Annotated in this window: 17 protein-coding genes; 4 read left to right on the top strand and 13 right to left on the bottom strand. The window is 51.1% G+C overall.

Annotated features, from left to right (window positions below):
* Positions 1 to 31: 31 nt before the first annotated feature.
* Together rihA and aspS are read right to left on the bottom strand one after the other, a co-directional pair.
* Positions 32 to 973 carry a pyrimidine-specific ribonucleoside hydrolase RihA gene (gene rihA / locus HMPREF0494_RS00890; protein ID WP_007123012.1) on the bottom strand — a complete coding sequence of 314 codons (942 nt, stop codon included), beginning with the start codon at positions 971 to 973 and terminating at the stop codon, positions 32 to 34.
* 207 nt (positions 974 to 1,180) lie between these two features.
* Positions 1,181 to 2,968, bottom strand: a complete 1,788-nt coding sequence (gene aspS, locus HMPREF0494_RS00885) for an aspartate--tRNA ligase (protein ID WP_007123011.1) — start codon at positions 2,966 to 2,968, stop codon at positions 1,181 to 1,183.
* Positions 2,969 to 3,323: 355 nt separating this feature from the next.
* Here aspS and HMPREF0494_RS00880 point away from each other — a divergent pair, with 355 nt between their 5' ends.
* Positions 3,324 to 4,166: a fructosamine kinase family protein gene (locus HMPREF0494_RS00880; protein ID WP_007123010.1), complete on the top strand. Its 843-nt coding sequence runs from the start codon at positions 3,324 to 3,326 to the stop codon at positions 4,164 to 4,166.
* Positions 4,167 to 4,339: 173 nt separating this feature from the next.
* Here the strand turns inward: HMPREF0494_RS00880 and dtd are convergent, their stop codons facing one another.
* The 6 genes from dtd to HMPREF0494_RS00850 form a co-directional block, all read right to left on the bottom strand.
* Positions 4,340 to 4,777: a D-aminoacyl-tRNA deacylase gene (dtd, locus tag HMPREF0494_RS00875; RefSeq protein ID WP_007123009.1), complete on the bottom strand. Its 438-nt coding sequence runs from the start codon at positions 4,775 to 4,777 to the stop codon at positions 4,340 to 4,342.
* Positions 4,778 to 4,887: 110 nt separating this feature from the next.
* Positions 4,888 to 7,125: a RelA/SpoT family protein gene (locus HMPREF0494_RS00870; protein ID WP_007123008.1), complete on the bottom strand. Its 2,238-nt coding sequence runs from the start codon at positions 7,123 to 7,125 to the stop codon at positions 4,888 to 4,890.
* A gap of 18 nt (positions 7,126 to 7,143) precedes the next feature.
* On the bottom strand, positions 7,144 to 7,464 hold the full coding sequence (locus HMPREF0494_RS00865) for a hypothetical protein (protein ID WP_040458737.1): 321 nt from the start codon (positions 7,462 to 7,464) through the stop codon (positions 7,144 to 7,146).
* 59 nt (positions 7,465 to 7,523) lie between these two features.
* A complete protein-coding gene (locus HMPREF0494_RS00860; protein WP_007123006.1) occupies positions 7,524 to 8,276 on the bottom strand; it encodes an RsmE family RNA methyltransferase in 753 nt (250 codons plus the stop codon).
* Positions 8,276 to 9,238 (bottom strand): 50S ribosomal protein L11 methyltransferase, encoded by a 963-nt coding sequence (prmA, locus tag HMPREF0494_RS00855; RefSeq protein ID WP_040458623.1) that lies wholly within the window; start codon positions 9,236 to 9,238, stop codon positions 8,276 to 8,278. Before prmA ends, HMPREF0494_RS00860 begins: the two co-directional genes overlap by 1 nt.
* Positions 9,239 to 9,307: 69 nt before the next feature.
* On the bottom strand, positions 9,308 to 9,589 hold the full coding sequence (locus tag HMPREF0494_RS00850; protein ID WP_007123004.1) for a hypothetical protein: 282 nt from the start codon (positions 9,587 to 9,589) through the stop codon (positions 9,308 to 9,310).
* Between the two features lie 256 nt (positions 9,590 to 9,845).
* Here HMPREF0494_RS00850 and HMPREF0494_RS00845 point away from each other — a divergent pair, with 256 nt between their 5' ends.
* Together HMPREF0494_RS00845 and HMPREF0494_RS00840 are read left to right on the top strand one after the other, a co-directional pair.
* On the top strand, positions 9,846 to 10,805 hold the full coding sequence (locus tag HMPREF0494_RS00845; protein ID WP_007123003.1) for an L-lactate dehydrogenase: 960 nt from the start codon (positions 9,846 to 9,848) through the stop codon (positions 10,803 to 10,805).
* Positions 10,806 to 11,124: 319 nt separating this feature from the next.
* Positions 11,125 to 12,225: a M24 family metallopeptidase gene (locus tag HMPREF0494_RS00840; protein WP_007123002.1), complete on the top strand. Its 1,101-nt coding sequence runs from the start codon at positions 11,125 to 11,127 to the stop codon at positions 12,223 to 12,225.
* Positions 12,226 to 12,289: 64 nt separating this feature from the next.
* Here HMPREF0494_RS00840 and HMPREF0494_RS00835 read toward each other — a convergent pair whose 3' ends face one another.
* The 4 genes from HMPREF0494_RS00835 to HMPREF0494_RS00820 all read right to left on the bottom strand — a co-directional run bounded on the left by HMPREF0494_RS00835 (position 12,290) and on the right by HMPREF0494_RS00820 (position 17,519).
* The gene (locus HMPREF0494_RS00835) at positions 12,290 to 13,705 is read right to left on the bottom strand and encodes a C69 family dipeptidase (RefSeq protein WP_007123001.1); all 1,416 of its coding nucleotides are present in this window, start codon (positions 13,703 to 13,705) and stop codon (positions 12,290 to 12,292) included.
* A 162-nt stretch (positions 13,706 to 13,867) separates the two neighbouring features.
* Entirely contained in the window at positions 13,868 to 15,373 is a 1,506-nt protein-coding gene (gene glpK / locus HMPREF0494_RS00830; RefSeq protein WP_040458622.1) for a glycerol kinase GlpK, read from the bottom strand.
* Between the two features lie 56 nt (positions 15,374 to 15,429).
* Complete coding sequence (locus HMPREF0494_RS00825; RefSeq protein WP_007122999.1) at positions 15,430 to 15,615, bottom strand: 2-hydroxymuconate tautomerase; 186 nt, start codon at positions 15,613 to 15,615, stop codon at positions 15,430 to 15,432.
* A 74-nt stretch (positions 15,616 to 15,689) separates the two neighbouring features.
* Complete coding sequence (locus tag HMPREF0494_RS00820; RefSeq protein WP_040458621.1) at positions 15,690 to 17,519, bottom strand: cation:proton antiporter family protein; 1,830 nt, start codon at positions 17,517 to 17,519, stop codon at positions 15,690 to 15,692.
* Positions 17,520 to 17,682: 163 nt separating this feature from the next.
* Between HMPREF0494_RS00820 and HMPREF0494_RS00815 the strand changes: the two genes are divergently transcribed.
* A complete protein-coding gene (locus HMPREF0494_RS00815) occupies positions 17,683 to 19,089 on the top strand; it encodes a C69 family dipeptidase (protein ID WP_007122997.1) in 1,407 nt (468 codons plus the stop codon).
* Positions 19,090 to 19,219: 130 nt separating this feature from the next.
* On the opposite strand, the gene HMPREF0494_RS00810 is transcribed toward HMPREF0494_RS00815, so the two are convergent.
* Complete coding sequence (locus HMPREF0494_RS00810; protein ID WP_050759629.1) at positions 19,220 to 21,223, bottom strand: YSIRK-type signal peptide-containing protein; 2,004 nt, start codon at positions 21,221 to 21,223, stop codon at positions 19,220 to 19,222.
* Positions 21,224 to 21,497 lie beyond the last annotated feature (274 nt).

Here is a 21,497-nt window from a genome sequence, read left to right as displayed (position 1 = left end):
GATATTTCATCCGGTTATGGGGGTCGCCTATTTATTTAGAAAAACTTTTAATCGAGGTCATAACTAGGTCAATGAACTTCTCCCGGTCAACGCCAAGAAGGACTTCCGTATTCTTCGGCTTATCGGTCAGCGTGTAGTAATCGCAAACCGTTTCACCCCGGGTCAGCTCGCCTTGTGTTTCAACATCGACGTTCATCTTATCGGACTTAAACATGGTTGGGTCGATCAGCCAGGCAATCGTACATGGATCATGCAATGGTGCACCCTTGAAACCCCACTTTGGGTTTTCATGGTACTGTTCAAAGAAGTTGAGCAAGCCATAAAAGGCTTTCCCGACCGGGTTGTCAATTTCACCAATCTGCTCAATCTCTTCTTTCATAATCTGTGCTTGGTGGGTTACGTTTAATGGCGCCATCACCAGTGGGATGCCAAAGTTCATCACAATCTTGGCGGCCTCGGGGTCAACAAAGATGTTGAATTCCACCGATGGCCGCCAGTTGCCGAGACCCATGGCACCACCCATGAAGACGATTTGGTCAACCTTTTCCCTGGCGAGGTCCGGGTAAACCCGGAGGAATAAAGCGGCGTTCGTCATTGGACCAGTCACGACTAGGGTTACCTTGGCATCACTTTCCCGAAGAGTTTTTGCAATCAATTCAATTGCGGTCATCTTCTGAACCTGAAAGTCCGGGTCAGGCAGGTCGGCACCATCTAGGCCGGTCTTCCCGTGAACTTCCGGAGCAGTTTCCAACGGCTTTACCAGTGGCGTTTGGTTCCCCTGTGCAACGGGAATATCCTCCCGATGCAGCAACGTCAGCATCCGCATAGCATTATTGAGTGTCTTATCTGGCGTCTGGTTCCCCGCCGAGGTCGTCACCGCCAGTAAGTCAATCTTCGGGGATGCGACCGCCATCGTTAGTGCCAAGGCATCATCATGCCCGGGGTCACAATCCAGAATAATCTTTTTACCCATGTGTAATCGCTGTCCTTTCTTTATATACAAACGCTAATAAACTTATATATTATATAATATCATAACAGCGCTTTCAGAAGCAGCTACAGCATTGTTATAACTAATGAATGAAAATAAAGTGGGCGCAACGAAAATCCCAATCAGTCCATACAAAAAGGCCGCTACCCCACGAAAAGGTAGCGACCTTAGCTCATCTATCAATCTTGTTTAATCATCCAGCTTATAATCAACGTCCTTACCGAATTCAGTCTTCAAATCGTCAAGCTGTTGCTGGCTGACCTTGCCGGGAGCGGCGGTCAGTGGTTCGACGGCCTTCGAGTTCTTCGGGAATGGGATGACGTCCCGGATGTTGTCGGCTTCCGCCAGCAGCATTACCCAGCGGTCCAGCCCAAAGGCCAGGCCACCCTCAGGCGGCATTCCCATCGTCAGCGCCTTCAGCAGGAAGCCAAAGCGGGCCTCGGCTCGTTCCTTGGTGTAGCCCAATGCCTTCAGGACCTTTTCCTGGACCTTTGGATCATGGATACGGATGGAGCCCCCACCGATTTCCTGACCATTTAGGATGATGTCATAACTCTGGGCGTGGGCCTTGTGTGGGTCTTCCCCGTCTTCCAGGTAGTGCAGGTCCTCTTCGTTCAGCATCGTGAATGGGTGGTGGGCCGCAATCCACTTGCCAAAGCCTTCGTCGTATTCAAACATCGGCCAGTTGACAACCCAGAGGTAGTTCCATTGGTCTGGCTTAATCATGTCGAGTTCCTCAGCAATTGCCCGCCGCAGGTAACCCAGTGAATCAGCAACCACGTGGAAGCTAGCGGCAACGAAGAGAATCAGGTCGCCGTCCTTAGCGCCCATTTCGGCATTGATCTGGTCAGCCTTGTCGTTCAGGAACTTGGCAACCGGACCGTTGTAGCCGTCCGCGGTAACCTTGACCCAGGCCAAGCCCTTGGCACCGTAGCGCTTGATGTAGTCTTCCTTCTTGGAAATGTCCTTCCGGGAGTATTTGTCGGCCCCACCCGGTACACAGATGGCCCGCACGAAGCCGCCGTTGGCCACCGTCCCGGAGAAGACCTTAAAGTCACTGTCCTTGACGATGTCGGACAGGTCATGGATCAGCATGCCAAAACGGGTGTCTGGCTTGTCGGAACCGTACTTATCCATGGCTTCCTGCCATTCCATCCGTGGGAACGGCGTCTTGACGTCGATTCCCTTGACTTCTTTCATGACCCGCTTGATCAGGCCCTCGGTCACCGTCTGAATGTCTTCTGGCGTCGCAAAGCTCATTTCGGTATCAATCTGGGTAAATTCTGGTTGCCGGTCCCCACGCAGGTCCTCGTCCCGGAAACAGCGGGCCAGTTGATAGTACTTGTCCACCCCGGCCGCCATCAGTAGCTGCTTAAACAGTTGTGGCGACTGTGGCAGGGCGTAAAAGTGGCCTGGGTATACCCGGGAAGGTACGATGTAGTCCCGCGCCCCTTCCGGCGTCGACCTGGTCAGGTCTGGCGTTTCCACGTCCAGGAAGCCTTCACCATCGTAGTAGTTGTGGACGATTGAAGCCACCTTACTCCGCAGCTTGAGGTTCTTCATCATTTCTGGCCGCCGCAGGTCCAGGTAACGGTATTTCATCCGCAGGTCTTCACTGGCGTCGACGTTGTCAGCGATGTCAAACGGCGTCGTTTCTGACTTGGCCAGCACCTTGATGTCGTCAACCGCGACTTCCACCTTCCCGGTCTTCATGTCCGGGTTGATTTCCTTTTCAGCCCGTAATTGAACCTTCCCATGTACTTCCAGCACGTACTGGTTCCGCACGGCATTAGCAACCTTAAATACTTCCGGGTTTTCCTTTTCATTAAAGACCAGCTGAACGATGCCTTCCCGGTCCCAGAGGTCGATAAAAATCAAGCCCCCGAGGTTCCGGCGCTTCGCTACCCAGCCCTTCAAGACGACTTCTTGGCCGACTTGCTGTTCATTAGTATTTCCAGCGTAATTTGTCCGCTTCATGTTCCCACTTCTCCTTCTGCTCATAACCAAATAAAAAAAGCACCCATGAATAAAACAAGGGTGCTCATGCACGGTACCACCTTGGTATCAAACTCAACGATAACATCAGTTTCCTGACGGGACAACTGTCCAGCCTAAAAGGGTCAATCGGACCTTCGACTGGCGGGCTCCCACTATCCCCGCTCGCTGACCTCCTAGCGGTTCCGAGCATTCTTTTATTTCCGGCTACGAATATTTAATTACAGTCCTAACTGTACTCGCCAGCCGCCGGAAAGTCAATACTTGATTACTGCCTTGCATTTTCCGCCGACTATCCTAGAATTAAGGTAAACTTTACGCAAGGGAGCGGTACTTAATGAGTAGAAATCACCAGTGGTTTAGCCAGTTGCCCATCAAAAATATCGAAAGCTGGCGGCCGGTCAGCGGCGGCGACATCAACGAGGCCTACCAGATTACGGTCGACGGAAAACGGTATTTCATCAAGGTCCAGCCGCACCACCCGGCCGACTATTTCCGCCACGAAATCAACGGGCTCAAGGCACTGAGCCAGGCCGTTAACACCCCAACCCCACTCCACAACGGGGTCATCAACGGGGATGCCTACCTGGTCTTAAACTGGTTGGACGAAAGCACCGGCAGCCAGACCGACCTGGGCCGGGCAGTGGCCCGTTTGCACCAGCAAACCAACGACCAGTTTGGTTTTGTTGATAACCACCAGACCAAGGCCCTGGTGAAGGATAACTCCTGGAATGATTCTTGGGCCGATTTCTACGTCAACCAGCGGCTTCTGCCAGAGGTTAAGGTGGCCGCGGACCGGGGCCGCTGGAACCGCTGGCGGGAAGAACATTTTCAACAGATGGTCAAGCAGTTCCAACAATATTACCGGGGCCGTGACGTAAAGGCCAGCCTTCTCCACGGGGACCTCTGGGCCGGCAACTTCATGTTCGCTGGCGACCACGAACCCTACCTGATCGACCCGGACGCAGTTTATGGTGACCGGGAATTCGACCTGGCAATGACCACCGTCTTTGGCGGCTTTGACGAGGACTTTTACCATGCTTACAACGCCGCCTACCCGTTTACCCCGGGAATCAATGACCGCCTGCCCTGGTATCGTTTCTACTACCTGTGTATGCACCTGGTTCTCTTCGGAGAAAGCTACGGACCAGCGGTCGACCGGATCTTGAGCCAATACTGAAATAATGTTAAACAAGCGACCGGCGGGAAATTTTATATTTCTCACCAGTCGCTTGTGTAATCACGTGCTAGAAAAATGAGCCCCTAGTGTCTAAGTGTGGCCGAAAACTGACGCTTGCAGCGCCGATTCCTGGCCAAGTTTAGTCAACTGGGGCTCATTTTGCTTCTTCAGCTTTATTTCTCATAGATGATGGTAACCGGGCCATCGTTTTCCAGTTCGACCTGCATATCGGCACCGAAGCGGCCCGTTTCCACGTGAATGCCGGTTGCCGCCAATTTAGCATTGAAACGGTCGTATAGTGGTTCCGCGATCTCCGGCTTGGCCGCGTCAGAAAAACCTGGCCGGTTGCCGTGCCGGGTATCCGCGTAGAGGGTAAACTGTGAAACGGAGAGGATTTCCCCGTCGACATCCTTGAGGCCCCGGTTCATCTTGCCGTTTTCGTCCTCAAAGACCCGCAGGTTAACGATTTTGTGAACCAGGTAATCGAGCTCCGCGTCCCCATCATTCGGCGCAAAACCAACCAATAGCATATAGCCCTTACCAATCCTGCCGACGACCTCGCCGGCAATCGAAACCTGGGCATGACTGACTTTCTGTAATACTACCCGCATCAGGATACCTCCTTGACTACTTAAACGAACCAACTTGCAACAACATCAACCAAGATGTCGAGGGCAGCAATAACCTTTTTAGCTGCATCCTTCTTCACTACTCTGTCCTCCTACTGAATAACCCGCTTGACCACGTAGACGTCCCGGATATTTTTCAGGGCATCCATGATTAATTGCAGTTGTTGCAGGTTGCGGACCCCAATCGTCAGACTGATAGTAACCATCTTGTTGTGGTCAACCTTCCCGTTAACCGAGTTCAGGTACTTGGTGCTGTTGTTAATCGACCGTAAGACATCGTTTAACATCCCATTCCGGTTGTAGCCCTGGACCTCAATATCCGCGTTATAGTTGGTCTTATCGCCATCCGGGTTGGCCCAGTAGACACTGACAATTCGCTGTCCACTCTTCTGGGCTGCCCGAATGTTCGGACAGTCGGCCCGGTGAACGGACACCCCACGGCCCTTGGTGATGTAGCCCGTAATGGCGTCACCAGGAACCGGGTTGCAGCAATGACTGAGCCGAACCAGGAGGTTATCGACGCCCTCAACCACAACGCCCTCGCTGGAGGCCTTCGCCTGCTTCTGCTTTTGCCGCTCGTCCGGCTTTTGCAGGGTCTGGTGGTCTTCCAGCAAGGCCTTTTCCGCAGCCTCCTGACGATCACTCTCCGCTTTGGCCCGGATGTCGGCAGTAAAGCGGTTCCGGACGCCAACCGGGGCCAGGTCGCCAAAACCAAGGGCCGCAAACATATCATCCGCGGTCTGGTAATGCAGCTGGCTCGCCACTTCTGCGCACTTTTCGTCCGTCATTAGGTCCGCCGCAGAATAGCCGGCTTCCCGAAGTTCAGTTTCAATCAGATGACGGCCCTGTTCGATATTTTCCTCCCGGTCATGGGCACGGAAGAAGGACCGAATCTTGTTGCGGGCCCGCCGCGTTGAAACCAGCTCCAGCCAGTCCCGGCTTGGCCCAGCCGAGGAAGAAGAGGTCAAGATATCGACAATGTCCCCGTTCTTGATTTCGTAGTCAAGGGGAACAATCCGGCCGTTAACCTTCGCCCCGGTCGTGTGGTTGCCAACCTCGGTGTGAATTTGGTAAGCCATGTCCAGTGGGCCCGCCCCCTTGGGCATCTCAATCACGTCCCCCTTGGGGGTAAAGGCGTAAACCTTGTCAGTGAAAATATCGCTCTGGATCCCCTGCATAAATTCGTCGGTTCCCTGGCTTTCACTGCGCATTTCCAAAATTTCCTTGACAATATTCAGCTTCTGGCTATCCCTAGTCTGTTGGACGCCATCGGTCTTACCTTCTTTATATGCCCAGTGGGCCGCGACCCCAAATTCGGCTACCTGGTGCATATGGTGGGTCCGAATTTGAACTTCTAACGGCCGGCCCTCGGGACCAATAATCGTGGTGTGCAGGGACTGGTAGCCGTTGGCCTTCGGCATCGCAATGTAGTCCTTAAACCGTCCCGGCATTGGCTTCCAGTTAGTATGAATTGCCCCCAGCGCCGCGTAACAGTCCTTAATCGTATCAACCACAATGCGGATTGCCAATAAGTCATAGATCTGGCTGAACTGCTTGTGTTGGGTTACCATCTTCCGGTAAATCGAATAAATGTGCTTCGGCCGGCCATAAATTTCAACGTTCGGGCCCAGGTCCAGGTCGCTGATTGCTTTTTTGATGAGCTTAATCGACCGGTTGATGGAGTCAACCCGCTGGTCACGCCGGGAATTCATCAGGTGAACAATCCGGTAGTATTGTTGCGGGTTCAGGTAGCGCAAGGAAAGGTCCTCTAATTCCCACTTAATCGTGCTAATCCCTAACCGGTCAGCAATCGGCGCGTAAATTTCCAGCGTTTCATTGGAAATCCGGCGCTGCTTGTCGGGACGCAGGTGCTTTAGCGTCCGCATGTTATGTAAACGGTCGGCTAACTTCACGATCATCACCCGGATGTCCTTGGACATTGCCAGCAGGAGTTTCCGGTGGGTGGCTGCCATTTGTTCTTTATTCGACTTATACTGGATCTTGCCCAGCTTAGTATCGCCATCGACAATCATGGCAATGGTGGGACCAAACAACTCCTTAATATCGTCGAGGGTGGCCCCCGTGTCCTCAACAATATCATGGAGATAGCCAGCCGCCACGGTCTCTGGATCCATCTGCAGGTTGGCTAAAATCCCCGCGACCTGGATGGGGTGAATAATATACGGCTCGCCGGACTTCCGCCGCTGGTCATGGTGACAAACCTCGGCAAAGCGGTAAGCCCGTTCCACCAGGGCGACGTGTTCAGCATTCATGTACGAAGACACCATCTTTTGGACATCTTCATGGGTTAATTCTCTTATCTCTGACATCAAACAGCCCCCTTCCAACTAATCCTGTTTACGAAGCGAACAGGAGAGGTACACGATTGCTAGATAAGCAGCCGCAAAGTAGATGGTATAGCGCGGCAAAAACAAAAATGCCGCAATTAAAAACACTCCAGGAAAGACTAACAAGGTCCACCAGCGGCCCGCTTGCCGGTACAGGTAGCGCCCCAACCAAACACTATAACAACAATTAATAACCATTAGGACCAGGCCGACCCACATCGCCCTAGTCAGTGGCAGTTTAGCGGTAATTAGCGGCAGTAAGGCCCCAAACACAATGGCCGTCCCCCACAGGTAAAGATTAAACTTCTTCGTCAAATTCATTTTCTCAACACCTTGCAATCTGGGATACTCCACCCCCAGATTATTTTTTAATTCTTTCATTACTTTGCAACGGTTAGCTCACAGGCATAGGACACCGCAGCCAGGAAATATAACGGGGCCGTTTCCGTCCGTAAAATCCGGGGTCCTAGTCCGACCGCAGTTACCCCGGCGGCCTGCATCTGTTCTACTTCCCCCGTCGTCAGGCCACCCTCGGGCCCAAAAATGGCAACGAGGCGGCCACCGGCAGTCAGCTTGGCCAGTTGTTGTGCCAGGGCGCTGGTTTCGCCCTGCTTAGCGGACTCTTCCCACGCTACCAAGCGTACTGGCGCGGGATTTGCTACGAGCGCCTGATGCAGGCCCGGATAATAAGTTACCTGCGGCTGGTAGTTGCGGTGGGACTGCTCAGCTGCCCCATCGGCAATCTTTTGCAGCCGTGCTAGTTTACGTTCCCGTTTATTCGCCGCCCAGTGACTGACCGACCGTTCGGCTTCAAAAAAGGCAATCGTGGTGGCACCCAGTTCCGTTGCCTTTTGAACAATCCATTCCGGCTTTTCCTTGGTCTTCGGAAGTCCGCAGAGCAGGGTCACTTGAACCGGCAGCTCACTATTGCCAGCCAGCTTTTGAAGTAGTTTGACCGTAGTCACCGGCTGGGTGGCGACCACCTCTGCCAGGTAGGCCTGGTGGTCAGCTAGGACCAGCTCCACCTGTGTCCCGCGCTGGGCACGCAGAACCGTCGTTAAATGATGGGCAATTTCTGGCGGGAGGGTTATTGGTGCGGTGCCCGGCTTAGCAGCCACGAAATAGCGTTGCATTATGCTTCCTCCTCCGCTGGCTTGTGGGCGATAATACCGTGCCAGTCCTTCATTTTGGTTTCACTGTCGATAATAAAGTCCTGTTCGGCCAGCTCTTGCCGAATCAGTGACGCCTTATCGTCAATAATGCCTGAAATCAGGAAACGGCCACCCGGCTTAAGGTTGTCGTAGGCTTGCGGAATCAACGGAACGATAATTTCGGCCAAAATATTGGCCACAATCACGTCCACTTGGGTATGGATTCCATCAAGAAGACTATTAACCCCCAGCCGAACATCGCTAGCAACCGGGTTTAAGGCAAGATTTTTCTTCGCCGATTGTACGGCTACGTCGTCGACATCATAGGCAGCAACCTGGCCAGCGCCGAGCTGCTTAGCGGCAATACTTAACACTCCGGAACCGGTACCGACATCAATCAGGGATTCCCCACCCCGAATAACTTGTTCCAAGGCCTGGAGCATCAGCCGCGTTGTCGGGTGGGTCCCCGTTCCAAACGCCATTCCCGGATCAAGGTAGAGGAGTTTTTCACTGTCCTGCTCAGGCGTGTAGTCCTCCCACTGGGGAACAATGGTCAATTCATTCGTCACTCTGAGGGGGTGGTAATACTTTTGCCACACCGTCGCCCATTCTTCGTTATTGACCAGTGCTGCGCTAACCTTATTTTCCCCCGGATTCAAGCCATAATCTTTGAGCTTGGCAACTTTGGTTGTAATGGTCGGCACGATTTCTGGGACAAAGGTCTTTTTCGGAAAGTACCCCGTTACCGCCGCACCTTGCTTTCGGTGGGGAATCTCTTCAGGATCGATAATTTCACCATACCGGCCATACTTCCCTGATTGGAGGTGGGCAAAGTCGGCGGCATCATCAATTTGAATTCCCTGAGCCCCTTCATCCGTTAAGAGATAGCTGACCGCTTCGACGGCCTCGCTCGAGGTAATCACCGTTACCGCTGTCCAATCCATGCTTCTTTCCTCCTTATAATTAACAAAAATCGTGACCACTAACCCCACTGGTCACGATTTCCTACGATCCTATTCGTCATCACCACTTGCCCGCTTCTTTTTTTCCTTTTCCATGTGACGTTTCAAGTAGTCGATCAGGTCCGACTCCGTTAAGAAGATTCGCGGGTGGTGCTGGTGGTGAAGACGCACATCAATTTCGTTGATTTTTAACCGGCCGGTCCAGGTATGGGAGTAACGAATGATTACCCGGTTGTTCAACCGATGCTTCCCAAAGCGGAACACATAGACGTGCTGGGGAGTCATCATTGGTCGAATATATTCACGTTTATACATTAGGTCATTATCACGCATAAACTGCTTCGTTCGATTTAAAATGGTAATCACCTCCTCCTAAAAGAATTCGCTAGGCGCTCAATCAGCGCTAGCATAATAGATATTACTATTTTAGCACATGTTGCAGCTCTTCCATAGTTAAATCTCTGCAGATTATTAGCAGCCATGAATTTTTGGCCGATTTATAGATTTTACACCCAGGAATGCTATAATATTTACGAGATCTAATCTCGAAATTTCACTAGAGACAAGATGAAAGGGAGACTGTATATTTATGTCAAAGAATCATCAAAAAGTTGTCCTCGTTGGGGACGGGGCTGTCGGTTCAAGTTACGCCTTTGCAATGGCACAGCAAGGGATTGCGGAAGAATTCGCAATTGTGGACATTATCAAGAAGCGGACCGAGGGTGACGCTTTGGACTTGGAAGATGCCACTGCCTTTACTGCTCCAAAGAGTATTTACTCCGCCGACTACGACACTTGCAAGGACGCCGACCTGGTGGTTATCACTGCTGGGGCTCCACAAAAGCCTGGCGAAACCCGCCTGCAATTAGTTGACAAGAACTTGAAGATTATCAAGTCCGTTGTTGAGCCAATCGTTAAGTCCGGCTTTGATGGGATCTTCCTGGTTGCTGCTAACCCGGTTGATATCTTAACCTATGCCGTTCAAAAGTTCTCCGGCTTCCCGAAGAACAAGGTGGTGGGCTCCGGTACTTCTCTGGACTCTGCCCGGTTGCGGGTGGCCCTCGCCAAGAAGTTCCACGTTGACCCACGTGACGTTTCAGCTAACATCATGGCAGAACACGGTGACTCCGAATTCGCTGCTTACTCCAGCGCTACAATTGGTGGCAAGCCATTGCTGGACATGGCTAAGGAACAAGGTGTTTCCGAAGACGAACTGCTTAAGATTGAAGACGCCGTTCGGAACAAGGCTTACGAAATCATCAACCGGAAAGGGGCAACCTTCTACGGTGTTGCCACTGCCCTGATGCGGATTTCACGGGCAATCTTGCGGGATGAAAACTCCGTTCTGCCAGTTGGGGCACCACTGAATGGTGAATATGGTTTGAAGGACATTTACATCGGTACTCCTGCCGTTGTTAACGCTTCTGGTATTTCCCGGGTCGTTGAAGTTCCATTGAACGACCGTGAAAAGAAGGCCATGGCTGCTTCCGCTGCTGAATTGGCCAAGGTTGCTAAGAACGGTTTAGCTAAGCTGGAAGGCAACAACTAATTTCTTCCAGGTAAACTGTCAAAAGAGAGTGAGAAAAGCACCGAAAATCGGCTGGCAAGGCTGATTTTCGGTGTTTGTCTTTCGACGCAATTCTAGCCTGTAGGAAGGATGGCTACGCCGTGCAGCAAGCCTATTCGGGGTTGGTCAAACGCTGGTTTATCAGCGTTTGATCTGCCAGCTAGCTACTGCACTGAGGCATCATTATCTATAAGCTAGCTAGGGGCTGAGTTAATTCTCAGCTTCTTTTCTTATTGTTTCTCCCTTCCCAGTAAGCTAAGATGGTTTTAGGACACCGCAATATTTTTAAGGAGGCTGTCAAATGTCAAAAATTGAACAATTACAAACAAGTCTGATCAAGCAAGGGCTGGATGCTGCATACATCAGCGACCCGATGACTATCGGTTACCTCACAGGTTTTTATGAGGATCCGATTGAGCGGGTGATGGCCCTGCTTGTCTTTGCCGATGCGGAGCCGTTCCTCTTTACCCCAGCCCTTGAGGTTGAGGCTGCCAAGGGCACCGGTTGGGACCAGCCGGTTTATGGTTACCTTGACCACGAAAACCCCTACGAATTAATCGCAAAGCACGTTAATGAACACGCCGGGGCCCCAATCAACTGGGGAATTGAAGAAAGCCACCTGACTGTTGAACGGCTGCTTGGCCTAAAGCGGGTTCTGCCGAACGCAAAGTTCTCTTCGAACTTAACCCCGACCATTGAGCAGATGCGGCTGATCAAGTCGGCTGACGAAATCGCCAAACTCAATGAAGCCGGCAAATGGGCTGACTTCATGCTGGAAGAAGGCTTCAATAACCTGCAGCTGGGCCGTAGCGAACAGGAAGTCGCCGCCAACCTCGAATACGCACTGAAACAGCACGGAATTATGCACACCAGCTTCGACACCCTCGTTCAAGCCGGTGCCCACGCGGCAGAACCGCACGGGGCCACTTCGCAGAATCCAATTGAAAACAACGAACTAGTTCTCTTCGATCTTGGCTGTGTCGTAGATGGCTATTGCAGTGACGTTTCGCGGACGGTTGCGGTTGGAGAGCTTAATGCCAAACAAAGGGATATTTATCAGGTTTGTCTGGAAGCCCAACTGACTGCCCAAGAAGTTGCCAAGCCTGGAGTAACTGCGGAAGAACTGGACGCCATCGCCCGGAAAGTTATCACTAAGGCCGGCTACGGTGAATACTTTATCCACCGTTTGGGCCACGGGCTCGGGATGAGCGACCACGAATTCCCGTCCATTATGGAAGGCAACCTGCTGGTTCTCCAACCTGGGATGTGCTTCTCAATTGAACCCGGGATTTATATTCCGGGTGTAGCTGGCGTTCGCATTGAGGACTGTGTCCACATTACTGAGCACGGGTGCGAACCATTTACCCATACCAGCAAAGAATTAAAGACATTTAACCTTTAAAATAACAACAGCTCAGGAGCTGACATTTCCAGTTCCTGAGCTGTTTATTTATCATCAAGTTTTATTACAGGTTTGGATCCATCTTGAATGACATCTTCGAAAGCTCACACCCCTCAGTTAATAGTTCAAAGAAGAGTTCCTTCGTCCGCTCATTATAATGAGCCGCAACTTCATGGTTTTGCTTGGTCAGGTAGTCAGTCAACGCTTGACCATCCAGTTTAGCCGCTGCCTGGTCAACTTCAGCGATTTTCCGCCGGGCCCATTCGTTAAGTTCCTTTTGGTAGTCCTCGTTCTTTTCGATAAAGTCATTATAATGACTTTCAACAACTTCTGCCAAGGCTTCGTTTAACCAGAAGGCGCATTTGAGATCCATCTTTGCGGGTACATTCCGGTATGACTCATCTGTATCATCCGCATTAGCGAAGAATGGTACGTATGGGTTGAAGGCTGGAACGCCTAATTCAATCCAGTGGATGCTGGTCTTGTATTTCTGATCGTTGCGAACTTGCAGGATGTGCGATTGGGCCGTCCGGGACAGTGAGATTGCCCGGTAAGTCTTATTTTCGGGTGAGTCACCCATTGGATCATACGGTGTTTCATTAAAGTGGGACTTCAATACATATTGGATATCCTCGTTAGAAATCTTAAATTCAGCCTTGCGGATAAATGGCATTTCGGAGTCTTCAGGCATTTGGCCTTGCGATGCCTTGGGGCTTAAGTAGCGTTGTGCAAACCAAGTCCGTGGTGTGTTATAATGACGGTCCTTTTGCGTACTGGTTCCAAAAATGTGCCGGAAGTCCCAGCGGTCAGTGTCTGGGTTTAATCGGTGCTCCTCGACGAATTCTTGAATTCCATCAGCCCACATATAGTTTTCTGGATCATTAAAGTCAATATCCTCGATAGCTACCTGGTTTGGCGTAACGGCATAACAATCATCCGGAATCCGGACGGCAACCCACTGGTGGCCGGTAACTACTTCCATGTACCAGACACTGTCTTCATCGGCAAACTGCATCCCATTCCCTTCGGCAGAACCATACTTGGCAATTAACTTTCCAGTATACTCGACCCCTTCACGAGCGGAGTGGATAAACGGCAGGATTAATGTGCAAAGTGAGTCTTCCGCTAAACCATTCTTGATGAAAGGATCGTACGCCAAAACCCGGTCATTAGCATAAACACTTTCGGTAAAGGAAGCAGCAACATTGGCTTCGTTGATTCCATCCTCTTCGTTAGGACCGGTCTTCTGGTTTAAACTTGGTGTAGAGGTATAGCGCATCCCCTTTTCCGGCATTGGGACCGTCACCTTGTTATAAGGTGAAACATAAGTTTCATGGCGTCCCTCTACGGCTGGTTTCACCAAAAAGCGTTTCGGCTCGATTGCCTTGACACGGTCTTCATTCCGTGCAATGTAAGTAGCACCATCTAAAGAAGCGTTTTTACCAACCATAATTGAAGTACAAGCATCTTTGTTTTGCATGATGATAACCTCCTAAAATTAGTTACCGTTTACTTTTAAATTATTAAACTCAAATTCAAAATATAAAGGTTACTTGTGGTCATATTTCTAACAACCACAAATAACCTATAACTATACTAGCATACTCTTAATTTATACTGAAGTGGGAACCGAAAACCATCCCTATTCCCCATGACTAAAGAACTGGGTTGCTTTAATGGCTTGCTGCCAGCCAGCGTAAATTTGGTCCGCCCGCTCGGCGGTCATTGCCGGTTGGAACTGGTCACCAATCTTCGAAAGGCGGCGCAGCTCATTTTGGTCATTCCAAAAGTCAACCGCCAAACCGGCCAGAAACGCCGCCCCCAGCGCCGTTGTTTCTTCCATTGCCGCCCGCTTAATTGGTGTTTGTAAAATGTCTGCCTGGAATTGCATCAAAAAGTCATTCCGTGACGCTCCGCCATTAACAGTCAACGCCGTTAATGGCAGCCCGGTATCCTGAACCATCGTATCCACCACGTCACGGGTCTGCAAAGCAATTGATTCTAAAGTCGCCCGGACCAGGTGCTGGCGGTTGGTCCCCCGAGTGAGGCCGAAAATCGCGCCCCGCACTTCTTGATCCCAATACGGAGCCCCCAGACCGGTAAAGGAAGGAACCACGTACACCCCACCGGTTGATTCAGCCTCCACCGCCATCCGTTCAGATTCACTCGCGCGGTCAAATAGCCGTAGTCCATCACGTAGCCATTGCACCGCCGAACCAGCGACAAATATACTTCCCTCCAAAGCATAATACGTTTTTCCATCCAAACCATACGCGATAGTAGTTAAAAGCCCGTTATCAGAGAGGGTTGGCTTTAAGCCCGTATTCATCACGATAAAGGCCCCCGTCCCATAGGTGTTCTTAACCGAGCCCTTCTCGTATGCTGCCTGCCCAAATAGGGCCGCCTGCTGGTCGCCAGCAATCCCCGCGATCGGAATTTGGACGCCGTAAAAGTGATAATCGCCGGTATAGCCAAAAATTGCCGAACTCGGCTTGACCTCCGGCAGCATCGCCCGCGGAATATCAAGTAGTTCTAAAATATCCTGATCCCATTCCAAATCATGAATATTGAACAGCATCGTCCGACTGGCATTGGAAACATCAGTCGCGTGAACCCGACGACCGCTCAGGTTCCACAACAACCAGGTATCAATCGTTCCAAAGAGGAGCTCGCCATTGGCCGCTTTTTCACGGGCACCGGGCACCCGGTCCAAAATCCACTTAATCTTCGTCGCCGCAAAGTAGGAATCAATTACCAAACCGGTCTTGGCATGAATCATCTCTTTGTGACCGTCCTTAATTAGCTGCTCTGCGAGGCCACTCGTCTGCTTCGACTGCCAGACAACCGCATGGTAGATCGGCTTCCCCGTATTTTTGTCCCAGATAACCGTTGTTTCCCGCTGGTTAGTGATTCCGATTGCGGCAATTTTATACGGCTTGATCTGGGTCTTAATCATCACGTCCGAGATCACTGCTTGAACACTGTCCCAGATTTCCATTGCGTCATGCTCGACCCAACCCGGCTGAGGAAAATACTGGGGGAATTCCTTCTGACTCATCCCAACCTTATTCCCGGCGTGGTCGAAGATAATCGCGCGGGCACTGGTCGTTCCCTCATCAATTGCCATAATGTATTGTTGCTCGTTCAAATCCACTTCATCCTTTCAAAAAAGCCACCTGAGAACTTGTCCCGGGTGGCTTTTATTTACTTATCGCTAACCATCGTACCGCCGACACTATAACGATCTTTTTGCATTTCATTCAAGACAATGTGTACCCGGTCCGCTGGAACATTGGCATTCTTTGAAATAGCAGCAGTAACATCCTTAACCAGGCCCTTGAGTTGTTCCTCGCTCCGGCCCGCGATCAGGTCAATATGAACTAATGGCATTTGTTAATCCTCCTCCAATTAATCTTTCCTTATCTTAACATAAATAAAGCGCTAACGAAATCCCCACCGCGAAATTAGCCCCGGCGCCGTAACTGCCGCCGCGCTTCCTCTGCCGCTGAGCGTTCACCGGTAAAGATAAGGTGGTCCCCAGCTTCCAAAACTGTATCGCCGTGAGGAGAAATCGGCCGGTGGTTGCGGTAAATCCGGCTGACCGTAATCTGGTCGATAAACGATAGGGTGTGCAACTCCTGACCAATAATATTCGGGTTCCGAACAACCGCTTCAAACAGCCCCGCCTCGGTATCTCTTAGCATTTCTAAGATTGACGGTGTTTCAATCAGTGAGCGCAGCACACTAATATGAACGTTAAAGCGGTTATAAATTTCAATTCCCAATTCTTTAAGACCCCTTACCCGGGATTCGCCACGGCCGGGATCATTCTGCCCAGCAATGACCCGTCCCACGCCCGCTCTTTTAGCGATCTTCGCCAGCCGGGCATTTTTACTATCCGTCGGGAAGCAGATCACCATAATATCGGTATCAAAGTAGTTGCCTGCCTGCAGGCTCTCCTCATCAATCGTCGGCAGGTAGGCGAGTTCAGCTACTTCACTGTTAAAAGTCTTATAATTGTCCTGGTTATCAGTCAGCATCCGGACACTATACCAGTTCTTCGACAGCTGCTGGGCTACCGGCACCGTGAAGGTATTCGTGCCCACAAACACCACCCGCTGCTTAATCAAGTCCGCCTTTTCTAGCTTGTAGACCGAATTAAAAACCATTGGCGCGATGAGGCAGACAATCACGGCCGCGAGAATAAAGGCATCCGACTGGTTGGCCGTAATCGCATGCAGGTTGCGGGCCACCGTCAGGGATGGCAACACCAGCGTAATCGTGGTTACAACTAGAAAACTCCCGGCAAACGAATTCCGGTTAGAAAACCGGCGGCGATAAACTAACATTGCCGGCAGCTTCGCGAGAATAAAGCAGGCAACCAGGATCGGAATAAGCGCTAGCGCTTGCGGGTGGACTAGCAAGGCCCGCAGGTTCAGCTTAACCCCCGTCATAATAAAGAAAAACGGAATGAGGAAGCCGTAACCGATCGACGTTAGTTTGTCCTTGGTCGCCTCAGTCGGTTCCAAAAGCTTCATTACCATTCCCGCCAAAAAGGCTCCCAGGATGTTTTCCGCCCCGACCGTTTCGGCAATCGTCACCAGGACAAAAATCAGACAAAAGGCCAACCGGATATCCAGTTGCGTGGTTGCTTTAGAAATCCGGCTAAACCAGATGTAGGGCTGCTTAAACCGCCGCAAGAGGATAATGGCCGCTAAGAATAAGAGAATAATCAGCCACAAACGTTTGGCATCCCCACCATTCAGCGATGCGTAAAACGTTAACGAAAGCATCGGCACGACTTCGCCGAGCACCGCGGTTAGCAAAATAGTCTGTCCCGCTGGCCGTCCCAAGATTTCCTTTTCCTTGAGCGTAGCGATCACTACCCCCAGTGCAACGGTGGAAAACAGAATCGTCGCTAGGAAGAAATCTGAGAACAGTCCCAAACTGCGTAAGACCAGTCCGAGCACCGCAGCGGTAATAATAACCAGTCCGAACGCCTGCCCCGCAAGCTGAACGGGGTTGGGGCCATCCTGCTTTTTTTCCGGCCCCCTTTTGAACAAGTCAAAGTCAATTTCCATCCCCGACAAAAACATCAGCATGATCACACCAAGCGTTGACATTAGCGTCAGCATCCCGTTAGTATGCACAATGTTAAATACACTCTTACCGAGAATAATTCCGGTAATAATTTCAGCGACCGCCGTGGGAATACTGGAAACCTTCATCCGGGCCATCGCGATGGGGATTACCAAGGCTGCGACCATTACAATCAGCACTGAACCCTGCTCCATCATCTTCACTCCTCTCTCAAAATTTAAAATCATCCTACCCATTATAATCGTTCATAATTCACATGGGAACTCCTTCTTTCAAAAAAGATATTATTCGACTTGCGCGGTAATTCGCGTTACAATTGCTAAACGTTATCAACTACTGAAATCGAGGAAAAGCCAAATGACAAACACGCTATCAGCTTGTACAAGTATTTTAATTGGGAAGCAGGCCAGCATTGATGGCTCAATTATGATTGGCCGAAACGAAGATGCCAAGGCCGCTTGGCCCAAGCACATGGTCGTCCACCAACGGGGCGAACTCGGCAAACGTTTTATTTCCAAAGAAACGAAGCTAGAATTAGTGCTGCCCGGTGAAAGTGCCCGCTACACCGCGACACCCGAGTGGACCGACCGGGATGGCCTCTTTGAAGAGGACGGGATTAACGAATATGACGTGGCGATGAGCGCAACCGAGAGCGCCTACTCAAACCAGCTGGTTTTGGGTTATGACCCGCACGTGGAGCACGGTTTAAACGAAGAAGCCATGATTACCGTCGTCCTCCCCTTTGTCAAAACCGCGCGGGAAGGCGTTCAACGCCTGGGCGACTTAATTGCAAAATATGGCAGCGGGGAAACCAACGGGGTCCTCTTTGCGGATAATGACGAAGCCTGGTACTTTGAAAACGGCAGTGGCCACTACTGGGTCGCGCAGCGGATTCCCGATGATTCCTACGCAGTGGTAGCTAACCAGCTGGCGATCCAAGAGGTCGACTTCAACGACCCCGAAAACTTCATGTTTCATCCGACAATTCGCGAGTTCGTTGAAGAAAACCACCTGAACCCCAACCCTGCTGGCTTCAACTTTCGGCAGATTTTTGGCACCGCTGACCGTGCCGACGCCGTTTACAGTGAACCCCGGGTCTGGATCGGTCACCAGCTGTTCAGCCCCCGCAGTTCACAAGCTGAGCAGCCCGAGAGTGCGGACCTGCCCTTCATTGTGAAGCCGGACCGCCGGCTCTCAATTTTTGACGCCCAGCGTTACCTTAGCAACCACTTTTCCGGCACCCCTTACGACCCCTTAGGGAGCGGCCCCCTTAGTCACCGCTTCCGGCCAATCAGCCTCGCCAAAACCCAGGAATCACATATTTTGCAAACGGGCCGGCAAACGGGCGCAAACATTCACTGGCTGGCAATGAGGGTCACCGCGGAAAGCACCTACGTTCCCTTCTTCAACGGGATTACGGACGTCCCGGCCCCTTACAAGCGGGGGAAGTTGCCAGCCCAGCTTAATTCGGCCTACTGGATCTTCAAGCACGCGAGCGTCCTCGTTGACAGCCACCCGCATGACTTCCTGCCCCTGTTAGAAGACGTCCAGAAGGAGCGTAACGCCGCAGCAATCAAATTTATTAAGGAAACTGACCAGGCACTGGCTAATTACCACGGAAGCGCCCGGGCAAGCTTCTTAACCCAGCAGAGCGAAAACTTCGCTACGGACACGATGAACGCCTATAAGAAGCTCACGCTGGAGCTGATCACCAAGATGACCGATTACTCCCCGTTGAACTTTACCACCGATGAAAACCTATAAGTAACGGCTTAGAGCGCGTAAATAGGCTCCAGAGTTCGGTTTTGCCGAGCCCTAGAGCCTAATTTTGTGCTATTCTTTTTAGCTTAGCGGGTTTCTATTACTGCCCCGCACATTCACCATCGCTTAGCTGCTAATGCTTCTTGACACCAGCCAGGCCAAACATCGCCAGCAGGCTGACCATGCCAAGACCGGCAGCGGCTAGGGAATTGTGGTTGCCGGTTTGCGGAAGTTGTTGCTGGCCCTTGGCCGTTGGTGTTACGGTCCCAGCAGCGTTAAATTTCTGCCCGGTCAGCTGTCCCTGCACGTTCACCTGACCACAGCCAGCAGTTGTCCAGCCGTGGCCATTTTCATTTTTGACCGGCTGGTCGTTATCGTCCTGATCCCGAGCCTGATCATTGTTAGGCTGAACCTTATTTGGATCAATAATCTCCGGATTAACTGGCTCCACCGGCGTCGTCCCCTGGACAACCTTAATTTGTGCCGTGTTGGTAAAGCGGAACTCCGTGCTCTGCTTACCATTCAAGTAGTACTCGTAAGTGACCACATAGGTCCCCGGAACGTCTGGGTCAATCGTTGAAACGGTCTGCCCAGCCTGGTTTTTGATGCTGACCACCTGCACCTGGTTCGGGTCTGCGGCTACCTGTTTGAAATTAGCCCCGGTGCTGTCACTCCCTTGATATTCAAGGTTATTGACCGCTGCGATATTATCAGTCGGCTGCCAGCCATCCAGCTGTTCAGAACCCACCTGTGTTTCCGTATCCTTGGTCATTAAAATTGGGTGGACCTCAATAAAGAAACCATAGTGCGTATTCGTGTCCAAACCGCCACTAGCGTTTTCAACTCCCTGCAATGGCTTTGTACTGTACGAGTAGTAGTCCATAAAGTGCTGACCATCAGGCGTCAAGTTAACGGTATAGCCAAATTGACGCAAAACCGCCTGAAGCTGGCTAAGCTTAAGCTGGTACGTCCCGTTCATCCAGAATACGGGGTTATTACCGTTGGCCTTGCCATCAGCATTTACAATCCCTTCCAAAACCGCTCCGGCCTTGGGCATTGCCGCCCGCAACTGGGCCGCGGCACGGGCGGGAAGTACCTGGTAAAGCGACTCACCCGTCTTCAGCATCGGCACAATGTCATCATTGGCAACGTCTGCCTGCTGCCAAAGCGGCGTTGAGAGCTTCACACTAATTGTTCCGGCATTTTTACCGCCCGCCAGCCAAATCTCATTAGCAACGGGCTGGTTGGCAACCAAGTAGGCGCCAAGCTTAGCAGCATCAAAAGTCAGCGGCAGAACTACGTGGACCGTTATATGCCCAGCCAAATTGCCGACCACCTTGAATGTATCAGCCTGGCCAACAGACAGTCCGTGCGCCAGCAACTCATCATAAGTATATTCTGTTTGATCACCATTAATGGCAAAAACGATTTGCAAGCCATCAATTGGCTGGCCATTCTGATCAACAATCTCACCCCGGCCGCCGAAACGGAGCAATGACGGGTTAACGACATTGTGGTAAGGCCCGTATGGGTTTAGATAAACAACCGGGGAAACTTGCATCTGCTGACCCGTGGGGTTGCTCAGTTCAAAATTAAGCTGTAAATTTTGCGCAGTCCGGTAGCTAATCAAGGCGTGGTTGGTGCTTTCACTATCGGGAAGGTAAATTCCTGACGTCCGGCCGGCTTGACTGCCACTTGTACTGCCGTTTTGGGCAGTTACCGAAAGGTTATACTGGGCTTCATTAGGTAAACCGGCAATCGCGTGGTTCCCCGCTTGCTTAATCGCGGAACCATTGCCAGGATTGTCCGTAGAGATTGCGGGAAGGTTATGGTTGAGGGCCTCCCGTTCAGCTGCGGAGTTAGAAACAGCTACCAGCGCGTCTTGAGCACCCGCCGGTGCAGTCGCCTGCTTAGCGGTGCTTTGGCTACCATTGCTGACTGGCTTGACCTGTGTTGTTGCAAGCGCCGGTGTTGCTGCGTCATCAGCGGAAACACTCTGGGCCTGAACCCCTAGAAAGGATAGTCCAACCAGAACCGAAGAAACCCCCACCGTTAACTTTTTAAGCGCATAATGTTGACGGTGGTTAGTATGTTTTTTGACCATCTCTCTTTGATTATCACGTGATAGCATTTTCATTGCTCCCCTCATCGCTTTTTCACATTTAAACAATATCACCTTGATTTTATATTTCAAGTGATAAGGGGAAACAATAATTGCAGTTATAATTAATATGGCTTAGAAGCCCCTGCTCGGCCGGGCCAATCCCACCATTTATTCTTATACAAGCATCATTATCAGCACTCGTTAAAAAGTCAGCCAGTCATTTTCGGGTAAAATAATTATCACTTTATAACGGCACATACTTTTTGACGATATGAAAAGGGGACTATGACATAAGCCCTCTTAGCTT

This window comes from Limosilactobacillus antri DSM 16041, assembly GCF_000160835.1.
Lineage (GTDB): Bacteria > Bacillota > Bacilli > Lactobacillales > Lactobacillaceae > Limosilactobacillus > Limosilactobacillus antri.
The sequence above is the reverse complement of the archived record's forward strand: the minus strand, read 5'-3'. Positions and strand labels throughout refer to the sequence as shown.

Excerpts from the sequence above, each read along its gene's own strand:
- rihA (WP_007123012.1), bottom strand. The coding sequence starts at position 973 with ATGGGTAAAAAGATTATTCTGGATTGTGACCCCGGGCATGATGATGCC.
- aspS (WP_007123011.1), bottom strand. The coding sequence starts at position 2,968 with ATGAAGCGGACAAATTACGCTGGAAATACTAATGAACAGCAAGTCGGC.
- HMPREF0494_RS00880 (WP_007123010.1), top strand. The coding sequence starts at position 3,324 with ATGAGTAGAAATCACCAGTGGTTTAGCCAGTTGCCCATCAAAAATATC.
- dtd (WP_007123009.1), bottom strand. The coding sequence starts at position 4,777 with ATGCGGGTAGTATTACAGAAAGTCAGTCATGCCCAGGTTTCGATTGCC.
- HMPREF0494_RS00870 (WP_007123008.1), bottom strand. The coding sequence starts at position 7,125 with ATGTCAGAGATAAGAGAATTAACCCATGAAGATGTCCAAAAGATGGTG.
- HMPREF0494_RS00865 (WP_040458737.1), bottom strand. The coding sequence starts at position 7,464 with ATGAATTTGACGAAGAAGTTTAATCTTTACCTGTGGGGGACGGCCATT.
- HMPREF0494_RS00860 (WP_007123006.1), bottom strand. The coding sequence starts at position 8,276 with ATGCAACGCTATTTCGTGGCTGCTAAGCCGGGCACCGCACCAATAACC.
- prmA (WP_040458623.1), bottom strand. The coding sequence starts at position 9,238 with ATGGATTGGACAGCGGTAACGGTGATTACCTCGAGCGAGGCCGTCGAA.
- HMPREF0494_RS00850 (WP_007123004.1), bottom strand. The coding sequence starts at position 9,589 with ATGCGTGATAATGACCTAATGTATAAACGTGAATATATTCGACCAATG.
- HMPREF0494_RS00845 (WP_007123003.1), top strand. The coding sequence starts at position 9,846 with ATGTCAAAGAATCATCAAAAAGTTGTCCTCGTTGGGGACGGGGCTGTC.
- HMPREF0494_RS00840 (WP_007123002.1), top strand. The coding sequence starts at position 11,125 with ATGTCAAAAATTGAACAATTACAAACAAGTCTGATCAAGCAAGGGCTG.
- HMPREF0494_RS00835 (WP_007123001.1), bottom strand. The coding sequence starts at position 13,705 with ATGCAAAACAAAGATGCTTGTACTTCAATTATGGTTGGTAAAAACGCT.
- HMPREF0494_RS00825 (WP_007122999.1), bottom strand. The coding sequence starts at position 15,615 with ATGCCATTAGTTCATATTGACCTGATCGCGGGCCGGAGCGAGGAACAA.
- HMPREF0494_RS00820 (WP_040458621.1), bottom strand. The coding sequence starts at position 17,519 with ATGGAGCAGGGTTCAGTGCTGATTGTAATGGTCGCAGCCTTGGTAATC.
- HMPREF0494_RS00815 (WP_007122997.1), top strand. The coding sequence starts at position 17,683 with ATGACAAACACGCTATCAGCTTGTACAAGTATTTTAATTGGGAAGCAG.
- HMPREF0494_RS00810 (WP_050759629.1), bottom strand. The coding sequence starts at position 21,223 with ATGAAAATGCTATCACGTGATAATCAAAGAGAGATGGTCAAAAAACAT.